Source organism: Caulobacter sp. 17J65-9 (assembly GCF_010975005.1).
In the GTDB taxonomy this organism is placed as follows: Bacteria; Pseudomonadota; Alphaproteobacteria; order Caulobacterales; family Caulobacteraceae; genus 17J80-11.
The window spans coordinates 1-8816 of the sequence record NZ_JAAIVC010000156.1 but is presented as its reverse complement, the minus strand read 5'-3'; the positions used below and the strand labels follow the sequence as shown (position 1 = coordinate 8816).

10 protein-coding genes are annotated in these 8816 nt (G+C 71.0%); all 10 read right to left on the bottom strand.

Going from position 1 to position 8816, the window contains the following annotated elements; translation table 11 throughout:
• Positions 1 to 21: 21 nt before the first annotated feature.
• On the bottom strand, positions 22 to 513 hold the full coding sequence (locus G3573_RS17705; protein WP_163263023.1) for a prepilin peptidase: 492 nt from the start codon (positions 511 to 513) through the stop codon (positions 22 to 24).
• A gap of 13 nt (positions 514 to 526) precedes the next feature.
• Positions 527 to 1462, bottom strand: a complete 936-nt coding sequence (locus G3573_RS17700) for a type II secretion system F family protein (RefSeq protein ID WP_163263022.1) — start codon at positions 1460 to 1462, stop codon at positions 527 to 529.
• Between the two features lie 16 nt (positions 1463 to 1478).
• Complete coding sequence (locus tag G3573_RS17695) at positions 1479 to 2438, bottom strand: type II secretion system F family protein (protein WP_163263021.1); 960 nt, start codon at positions 2436 to 2438, stop codon at positions 1479 to 1481.
• 10 nt (positions 2439 to 2448) lie between these two features.
• On the bottom strand, positions 2449 to 3810 hold the full coding sequence (locus G3573_RS17690) for a CpaF family protein (RefSeq protein WP_163263020.1): 1362 nt from the start codon (positions 3808 to 3810) through the stop codon (positions 2449 to 2451).
• Positions 3807 to 5009 carry a P-loop NTPase gene (locus tag G3573_RS17685; protein WP_163263019.1) on the bottom strand — a complete coding sequence of 401 codons (1203 nt, stop codon included), beginning with the start codon at positions 5007 to 5009 and terminating at the stop codon, positions 3807 to 3809. Before G3573_RS17685 ends, G3573_RS17690 begins: the two co-directional genes overlap by 4 nt.
• Complete coding sequence (locus G3573_RS17680) at positions 5006 to 5602, bottom strand: TadE/TadG family type IV pilus assembly protein (protein ID WP_163263018.1); 597 nt, start codon at positions 5600 to 5602, stop codon at positions 5006 to 5008. The genes G3573_RS17685 and G3573_RS17680 overlap by 4 nt, the downstream gene beginning before the upstream one ends.
• A complete protein-coding gene (locus G3573_RS17675) occupies positions 5599 to 6033 on the bottom strand; it encodes a TadE/TadG family type IV pilus assembly protein (RefSeq protein ID WP_163263017.1) in 435 nt (144 codons plus the stop codon). Before G3573_RS17675 ends, G3573_RS17680 begins: the two co-directional genes overlap by 4 nt.
• Positions 6030 to 7199: a pilus assembly protein TadG-related protein gene (locus G3573_RS17670; RefSeq protein WP_163263016.1), complete on the bottom strand. Its 1170-nt coding sequence runs from the start codon at positions 7197 to 7199 to the stop codon at positions 6030 to 6032. Before G3573_RS17670 ends, G3573_RS17675 begins: the two co-directional genes overlap by 4 nt.
• A 4-nt stretch (positions 7200 to 7203) precedes the next feature.
• Positions 7204 to 7512, bottom strand: a complete 309-nt coding sequence (locus tag G3573_RS17665; protein ID WP_163263015.1) for a hypothetical protein — start codon at positions 7510 to 7512, stop codon at positions 7204 to 7206.
• A gap of 13 nt (positions 7513 to 7525) precedes the next feature.
• On the bottom strand, positions 7526 to 8816 hold a 1291-nt coding region (locus G3573_RS17660), incomplete at its 5' end, for a type II and III secretion system protein family protein (RefSeq protein WP_163263014.1).

The window sequence follows — 8816 nt, the reverse complement described above, 5'->3', positions numbered from 1 at the left end:
CTCGATTGCGAAGCCCGCGGCCTAGCCGGCGGCGACCTTCCCAACCGCCTCCCACCACAGCCAGAACAGGCCGGCCGCGGCGATCGAGACGGCGTAGGGCATGCGGGCGGGCGCAGCAGGCTCGGCCGCGGCCGCGCCGCCCGCCAGGGCGCCCGCGGCGCGCCAACGGGTCCAGGCCATCACCGCCAACGCCTGCAGGCCGCCCGCCAGGCCCAGCGACAAGATGAAGGCCGGCAGGGTCGAGAGCGGCGCCCACAGGGCCGCGGCGGCCAGCAGCTTCACGTCGCCGCCGCCCAGGCCGTTGGCCATGTAGAGCCCCATGGCGAACCCGCCGACCGCCAGCACGGAGGTGAAGCGGCTGGCCCACTCGCCGCCGGTCTCCGGCGTGGCCAGCACCAGGGCGCCCAGCGCCAGGATCGCCGGCAGGACGTTGGGGATACGGAAGCTGCGCACGTCCGAGATCGCCGCGACGATCAGCACCGCGCCGAAGTACAGGCTCGCCCAGATCGACATAGGACCCTCGCGCCTAGCCCATGGCCGGGAACAGCACCCGGATGAAGCGGATGACCACCGGCGTGAAGATCACGCCCATCAGGCAGGGGAAGACGAAGAACACCAGCGGGATCGCCATCTTCACCGGCAGCTCCGCGGCCTTGCGCTCCGCCTCCAGGAAGCGGTTGCGCCGCATCTCCTCGGCGAACACACGCAGCGTCTGGCCCAGGCTCGCGCCCAGAGCTTCGGACTGGTTCAGCATGGTGACCAGGTTGCGCAGCTCGTCCAGCGGCGCCCGTTCGGCCAGGCGGTTCATCGCGTCGGCCCGGCTGGAGCCGGCCTGCATCTGGCGCAGGGTGATCTCCAGTTCCTGCGCCAGCACCGGATGCATTTCCACGAACTCGCGGGAGACGCGCTGGATGGACGCCGTCACCGTGGAGCCCGCCTCGACGCAGACCACCATCAGGTCGACCGCGTCCGGCAGGCCCAGCCGCATGCCTGTACGGCGCTCGCCGATCCGCTTGGCGAGGATCAGGTTGGGCAGGAACAGGCCCGCATTGGCCGCGCCGACGACGACCAGCAGCGCGATCAGGGCGCCGGCGGGCTTGAACACCGCCACCGCGACGACCGCCCCGACCCCGAAGAGCAGCGCCGAGACCACGCGCAGGGCGAAGAAGATCTCCACGGCCCGGTCAGCGTAGATGCCCGCCTGCACGAGCTTGGCGCGAAGCACGCCGCGCTTTTCGCCGTCGACCGCGCCCTTGCCGAGGCGGTCGCCGAGCTTCTCGAGCGCGCGCGTCACCTGCGGCGTCAGCGAGGCGCGCGTCGTGGGCGTGCCCGCGCCCGCCCCCGGCGCCAGCGCGGCGAGCCGCGAGGCGAACAGGCGGTCGCCGAACACGATGACGGCGACCCCGACCGCGAGGGCCAGCACCGCCAGGCCCGCCATGGTGAAGATGATGGCTAGTCCCATGTCCCCCCTCCCCGCTTCAGATCTTGAAATTGACCATCCGCCAGATGGTCAGGGCGCCGATCACCAGGAGGATCGGCGGCCCCGACATCAGCGGCAGGAACAGAGGATCGGACGCGACCTCGACGTAGTAGGCGGGCCGCATCGCCAGAATGCCCCCGACCACGATCGCCGGCAGGGCGGTGATGACATAGAAGGACAGGCGCCCCTCGGCGGTGATGGCGTGCACCTTGCGCCGCAGCTGCGCCTTGTCGCGCACGACTTCGCTGAGCTTCAGGAAGACCTCGGCCAGATTGCCGCCGGTCTCGCGGGTCACCTGCAGCGAAGCGACGAACATCCGCAGTTCGGGAGACGGCGCGCGTTGGAGCAGGTTTCCGAGCGCCTCGTCGCGGTCCAGGCCGTAGGTCATCTCGTCGATCACCAGGCCGAATTCGGTGCCGATCGGGTCCGGCATCTGCTTGGCCACCACCGCCAGCGCCGAGGGCACCGGGTGGCCGGCCTGCAGGCTGCGGGCGATCAGGTCGACGGCCTGGGGCATTTGCTCCAGGAACTTCGCCCGGCGCCGGGCGGCCATGACCGAAAGCACGGCCAGGGGCCCGAGTCCGGCCACGCCGCCCGCCGCGAGGACCGCGAAGAGCGTTCTCCAGCCTGAGGTCGTCAACAGCAGGAAGACGCCGATGAACCCGCCCAGCACGATCAGGCCGAACTGGGCCGATGAGATCGGCGCGCGGGCCGCCCAGAGCGCCTGGCGCAGCCACGGCAGGCGCGCATCCAGCGCGGCGGCCGCCCGGCCGCCCTGGCTGCGCGCGATCAGCTTCAGCCCGGCCTGTTCGTCGCCGCTCTTGCGGGCGAGCGCCAGACGACGGTTCACGTCGCGGTTTTCGCCCGACAGGCCGCGGACGGCGAGCCACACGCCCTCGACCGTCAGCACCACGGCGATGAAGACGGCGGCATAGACCAGGTAGGTTACAGCCCCCATGACGGCCCCCTTACTTGCGCCAGACGGTCAGGTCGCGCGGAGACGCGATCCCGTGCGCCTCGAAGGTCTGGAAGAACTTCGGCCGGACCCCCGTGTCGATGAAGCGGCCGACGATCCGCCCGTCCTCGTCGACGCCCTCCTGCTCGAAGCGCACCACCTCCTGGAGGGTGATGACGTCGCCCTCCATGCCGTCGACCTCCTGCAGGCTGATCAGCCGGCGCGAGCCGTCCGAGAAGCGCTTGATCTGGATGACGATGTCGATCGCGCTGGCGATCTGGGTGCGCATCGAGCGCAGCGGCACGTCGATGCCGGCCATGCCGATCATCTGCTCCAGGCGGGCCAGGGCGTCGCGCGGGGTGTTGGCGTGCACCGTGGTCATCGAGCCGTCGTGGCCGGTGTTCATGGCCTGCAGCATGTCGAAGGCCTCGCCGGCCCGGCATTCGCCGAGGATGATCCGGTCGGGGCGCATGCGCAGGGCGTTCTTGACCAGGTCGCGCTGGGTGATCTCGCCGCGGCCCTCGACGTTGGCCGGCCGGGTCTCCAGGCGTGCGACATGGCGCTGCTGCAACTGCAGCTCGGCCGCGTCCTCGATGGTGACGACGCGCTCGGTCTCGCCGATCGAGCGCGACATGGCGTTGAGCAGTGTGGTCTTGCCGGTGCCGGTGCCGCCGGAGATCAGGATGTTTTTCCGGCAGCGCACCAAGCCGCTCAGAGTCTGCGCCACCGCCTCGGTCATCGCCTTGCCGGCGACCAGCCGTTCCAGGTCGAAGGGCGTGCGGGCGAACTTGCGGATCGACAGCAGGGCGCCGTCCACCGCGATCGGCGGCACCACCGCGTTGACGCGCGAGCCGTCGGGCAGGCGGGCGTCGACCAGCGGGCTGGACTCGTCGATGCGCCGGCCGACCTTGTCGACGATGCGCTCGATCACCCGCAGCAGGTGCTGCTCGTCGGCGAAGCGCACCCGGGTCAGCTCGATCCGTCCGAAGCGGTCGACGTAGACCTCGCGGGAGGTGTTGACGAGAATGTCGGAGACCTCGGGATCCCGCAGCAGCGGCTCGAGCGGCCCGTAGCCGAGCAGCTCGTGCATCAGGTCTTCGATCAACCGGCGCGTCTCGTGCTCGTTGAGGGGGCGGGCCTCCTCGAACAGCATTTCGCCGATCAGGGTCGAGACCTCCTGGCGGATGCTCTCGGCCGAGCGGCGGTCGAGGGCGGACAGGTTCATCCGCTCGATCAGGCGCCGGTGCGCCCGCGTCTTCAGCTCGAAGAACGCGTCGTCGTCCGCCTCGACCTGAAAGCTCCTCGCTTCCGCCGGCGCGGGATCGGCCGGCTTGGCGAGGGGCGTCGGCGCGTGGTCGGCGAAGGACAGTCTCATGCGGGGGCTCCGGCGAGGCTACGGACGTCGGAAGATTCGGCGGCGAAGGGTTCGTCCCGGGTCCCGGCCTCGCCGAGCTTCAGCTCGACCTTGCGGGCGACGGTGCGCAGCTCGCGGCTCAGCCGCGTGTTGGGGAAGGCGTCGACCACCGGCCGGCCGCGATCGGCGGCCCGGCCCGCGGCGGCGTCGAGGCTGAGCGCGGCGTCCACCGGCCGCCCCAGGGACTTGCCGATCCGGTCGGAGCGCTCGATGGCTTCCAGCGGGCCGGCGCAGCCGTTCAGGACGAACACGACCGGGGTGTCCAGCCGCGCCTCCTCGCACGCGTCGAGCACGCGACGGGCCCTGAGCGCGCCGCTCACGGTCGGCCGGGCGACCAGCACCACGGCGTCGGCCCGGCGCAGGACCGGCAGGGTCCAGTCGCTCCAGACCGTCGGCAGGTCGACGACCGTCACGTCGTGCGTCGTCGTCGCATGGTGCAGGACAGTCTCGGCGAAGCCGCCGTCGAGCGCGCCGGTCGGGATGATCGCCGGCGGGGCCGCCAGCACTTTCAGGCCGCTGGCGTGCGGCGTCAGCACGCCGTCCAGGAAGCGGGCGTCGAACCGGTCGCGCGCACGCAGGATGTCGACCAGGGTGCTGCGGGGCTGCAGGTCGAGCGCGGAGGCGGCGTCGCCGAACTGCAGGTCGAAGTCCAGCAGGGCCGCGCTCTTCGACGCCGCCCCCTTGGTGTGCCCACCGCCTTGCAGGAGCACGGCGAGGTTGACCGCGACCAGGGTCGCGCCGACGCCGCCGCCGGCCTTGACCACGGCGACCACCGAACCGCCGCCGGCGTCCGTGTCGACCTTGAACAGGTCGGCCAGGGTCGCGGTCAGGGCGTCGGCGCTGAAGGGGGCGGTGACGACGTCGGTGGCGCCGGCCCGGAACAGCCGACGTACGGTCTCGCTGTTGGCGGCCCGGGCCGCGGCGACGATCTTGCACTCGGGCAAGGCGCGGACAAACGCCTGGAAGTGCTCGATCGCGCCGGTCCGTGCGGCGTCGACCTCCAGCACCAGGACGCTCGGCGCGGACTCGGCCAGCGCCTGGGCCGGGCGCATCGGTCCCACCTCCAGCTCCACCCCGGCGTTTCCGAGGTGCGCTTCACGCAACGCGCCGACCAGATCCTCGCCGGCGGCGAGAGCCAAAACCTTACGCCGGTCGCTCATCCCAAGCCGCCTTCTTGCTGATCTTCGGCCACGCTGGTCGCGTCGAACCCGGGCATGGCGATCGGGCCGATGCCCAGGAGCTTGTCCATGGCGACGAAGTTGTAGGTGACGTTGACCAGACGGACGGTGACGTTCGGAACCGGCCGCCCGCGCCCGACGAAGCCGAAGTTCGAACCGCTCAGTTCGACCTGGATGTTCTCCGCCTGGACGAACGGGGCGATGGCGCGAACGCGGGCGACGACCTGATCCATCATCGCCTGCTGGCAGGTGGCGCCCGCCCCCGATCCGGCGCACTTGCCGGACCAGGTCCCCTTCCAGCCGGTCGCGCCGGCCACGTTGGAGCAGAGCGTGCCGGCCACCGCGGAGGTGGTCACGAAGCAGTCGCGGTCGGTGGCGAAGGTCACCACCGGCCCGCGGGTGGCGACGAAGCGCGCGGCTTCGGCGGTCGCCTTTTCGGCGGCGTTGTACTGCCAGAGCGCCTGGCCGAACTCCACCAGGCCGAAGGTCAGCACCAGCATGAGCGGGAAGACCAGCGCCGCTTCGACCATGGTCGCGCCGGCGGTGTCCTTCCAGAGGTCGCGCAACCGGCTCATGACCCGATCACCAGTTGCTGGTGGGTGACCGTCAGCGTCGGGGCGCTCACGCCGATGACGGTGAGCAGGCCGATGTCCTTGTAGAGGCGGCTGGCGGTGACGGTGACCACCGCCTTGCCGCGCGCGCCGCCCAGGTCGCAGTTCACGGCGCTGACCGAGGCGGGCACCGAGGTCGGGTTCGGCCAGGAGGCCAGCGCCGACTGATAAGCCGCGACCGAGCAGGCCGACGTCGAGGTGCGCGACAGGTAGCGCGCGGCGTCGCGCACGCCCTTCTCCATCACGTGGTACTGGCGGAAGGCCAGGCCGAATTCGGCCAGCCCGCACATCAGGCTGATCAGCAGCGGAGCCACCAGGGTGAACTCCACCAGGGAGGCGCCGGAGCAGTCGGCCGCCAATCTGCGCAGTCGTGCGAAAGGGTTCATGGCGCTCATCGGTAAAGCTCCACGTTCTGGTGCTGGACGCCGTCGTCCGCGCCCGGCTTGACCATCCGGACGACCTCGACGTAGGCCGCCTTGTTCGTGTCCTTCTGCAGGAGCAGCCCTTCGACGTAGACCTTGGGCGGCACGTCCTGGTTGGAGCCGACCGGGCAGTCGAGGATGGCGAAGTACATGACCCGCCGGTCCGCCTCGCCCTTGTTGTCCCAGGACTTCGGATGAGCGGTCTTCTCATAGTCGTACATGTACTTGCGCGTGTACGGCCGCTTGGTTGTCGCCGTGCACCAGGCCGGCGTCGCGCCAGTATGGTTGTCCTGCCAGTACTTCTGGCAGTCCCAGCTCCCGTCCGAGGCGATATCGAGCGGGTACTCGGCCTGGTTCTGGTCCGCGTCGAAGCGGTCCTTGGTCCCCTTCTCCACCGGGCCGGTCTTCTGGCCGGGCAGGGTGTGGACGTCGTCCGTCGGATCCACGCAGGTGTTCGCGCCGGAAGCCAGCTGGTCGCGGAAGCAGTTGGCGCTGTTCGAACTGCAGCCGGCGATCTTCAGCAGACCAAAGGAGCCCTGGTTCAGCTTCTCCCAGAAGTCGAACGCCCGGCCCTCGAGGGTGGCGGCGAAGGCCGCGTCGTCGAGGTTCGCGGCCGGACTGCACAGGTACATCGGCGTGACCCGGCACATGGACGTGCTGAAGCCCGCGACGGCCTTGGTCTGCAGGGTCGTGGTCGGCCCCGCGCCGACGACCCGCAGGAAGCTGTTGGTGTGGGTCAGCGACTCGGTGGTGACCTCGACGTATTTCGCCGCCGTGCCTTCGTTGGCCGAGGTGATCGGATCGGAATCGCTGGCCGGAAGGCTGGTCAGGCAACGGACGCTGCTGATCTGCACCTTGCCGTCGGCGGCGGCCCCCGTGCCGAAGCGCTGCTTGTTGCTGACCAGGGCCGCCGACTTGGCGTTGGTGCAGCCCGTCGCCGTTCCGTCCAGTTGATCGGCCGCGGCCAGGGCGGCGGCGTCGGCCGCCGCCTGGGCTTCGGTGTGGGTGATCATGAAACGGGAACCGTCGAGGGCCAGGCCCACCATGCCGATCAGGACGGACCCGATCAGCGCGGTGTAGACCGCGACATTGCCGTTCCGGTCGCGAACCAGGTTCGACAGCGAGCGGCGTCCCGTCATGACGTCACTCCGGACCGCCGCCCGAACCGCCACCGCCGTACCCGCCGCCCGGCAGGCCGAGGGTGGAGGTCGAGTAGACCTCGACGGGCCGGGTCTTGCCGGTCTTGTACCGTTCGACCGCGGCGGCCGCGACCTGGCCCGAGGTCTCGGGCGGGACGTCGGAGGCCGCGACCTCGACGGCCTGGGCGTTCACCGAGGCCAGGCCTTCGCCGAAGGCCGGCGACTGGGGGCCGTCGATCGAGCTGACGCAGGCCGAGAGCGCGGCGGCGGCAAGCGCCAGGGCGGCGGTGGTGCTCAGTTGAGAGATCCTCATCGCGCGTCGCTCCTTATTTGGTCCCGCCGACCGGCGCGGCGGCCGGGGCGGCGGCGGACTTCTCCAGGACGCCGCCGCCGAACAGTTCGAGTTCGTTGGGCGCCTTGAAGCGGTCGGTGGGCAGGACGAAGTCTTCGCGGCCGGTGGGCTCGGCGATGTGCACGGTGACCACGATCACCACCTCGGTCTCGTTGTTCTGGTACGAGGTGCTGCGGAACAGCGCGCCGAGGATCGGCACCGAGGCGGCCCCGGGCACCCCGCGCAGGGAGTCGGTGAAGTCGCGGCGGATCAGGCCGGCGATGGCGAAGCTCTGGCCGTCGCGCAGCTCGACCGTGGTCTTGGCGCGGCGGGTGGTCAGGCCCGGGACGCGGAAGCCCTGGATCACCACCGAGTTCTCGCGGTCGATGGCGCTGACCTCCGGCGCGACGGCCAGGTTGATGGTGTCGCCGTAGACCGTCGGGGTGAAGCCGACGCTGACCCCGAACTGCTTGTATTCGATGGTGGTGACGAAGCCGGCGCCCGACTGAGTCTGGGCCACCGGGATCGGGAATTCGCCGCCGGCGAAGAACAGCGCGGTCTCGCCCGAGAGCGCGACCAGGGTCGGTTCGGCCAGGGTGGTGGCCACGCCCCGGCGCTCCAGGGCGTCGAACAGGGCCTGGATGGTGACGTCGCCCACCTCGGCGCGGCCGAGCACGGACAGGAAGGCTTCGGGGTTCAGCGTCCCGGGCTGCAGCACCAGGGCGCCGGTGTTGTCCCAGAGCGCGCTGATGGTGTCGACGCCGAGCTGCTTGAGCGCCGTGCGCTGGACCTCGGCCACCTTGACCGACAGCAGCACCTGCTCGGCCCCGCGCACGGAGGTCAGGTTGACCACCCGGTCGGGCGCGTAGCGTTCGGCCAGGGCCTGGGCGCGGGCCGCCGCCACGCCGGACGACAGCGACCCGGTCAGGATCACCCCGTCGCCGTGCACGGTGGCCTCGACATGCTCGCCCGGCATCACCGCGTTGAGCGCCCGCTGCAGGCCGGCGACGTCGTAGCCGACCCGCAGGTCCATGGTCGCCATCGGCGCGGACGGCTTGTTGCGGGCCATGACCGTCAGGTTGGTCGCGCCCTGCTTCTTGGCCAGCACGTAGATCGAGCGGTCGCTGAGCGGGATGACGTCGCCGACCGTGGGGTCGCCCAGCATCACCCGGCCCACCGGCGCGGAAAACCGCAGCACCCGCGAGCCGCCGACCGGCAGGCTCAACTGGCCGGCGTAGCCGGAGGCGTCGGCGACGACGTCGCGCACCGGCGCGTCGGCCGACGGC

Coding starts and splice junctions, on each gene's coding strand:
- G3573_RS17700 (WP_163263022.1), bottom strand. CDS start 1,462: ATGGGACTAGCCATCATCTTCACCATGGCGGGCCTGGCGGTGCTGGCC.
- G3573_RS17680 (WP_163263018.1), bottom strand. CDS start 5,602: ATGAGCCGGTTGCGCGACCTCTGGAAGGACACCGCCGGCGCGACCATG.
- G3573_RS17685 (WP_163263019.1), bottom strand. CDS start 5,009: ATGAGCGACCGGCGTAAGGTTTTGGCTCTCGCCGCCGGCGAGGATCTG.
- G3573_RS17695 (WP_163263021.1), bottom strand. CDS start 2,438: ATGGGGGCTGTAACCTACCTGGTCTATGCCGCCGTCTTCATCGCCGTG.
- G3573_RS17675 (WP_163263017.1), bottom strand. CDS start 6,033: ATGAGCGCCATGAACCCTTTCGCACGACTGCGCAGATTGGCGGCCGAC.
- G3573_RS17705 (WP_163263023.1), bottom strand. CDS start 513: ATGTCGATCTGGGCGAGCCTGTACTTCGGCGCGGTGCTGATCGTCGCG.
- G3573_RS17670 (WP_163263016.1), bottom strand. CDS start 7,199: ATGACGGGACGCCGCTCGCTGTCGAACCTGGTTCGCGACCGGAACGGC.
- G3573_RS17690 (WP_163263020.1), bottom strand. CDS start 3,810: ATGAGACTGTCCTTCGCCGACCACGCGCCGACGCCCCTCGCCAAGCCG.
- G3573_RS17665 (WP_163263015.1), bottom strand. CDS start 7,512: ATGAGGATCTCTCAACTGAGCACCACCGCCGCCCTGGCGCTTGCCGCC.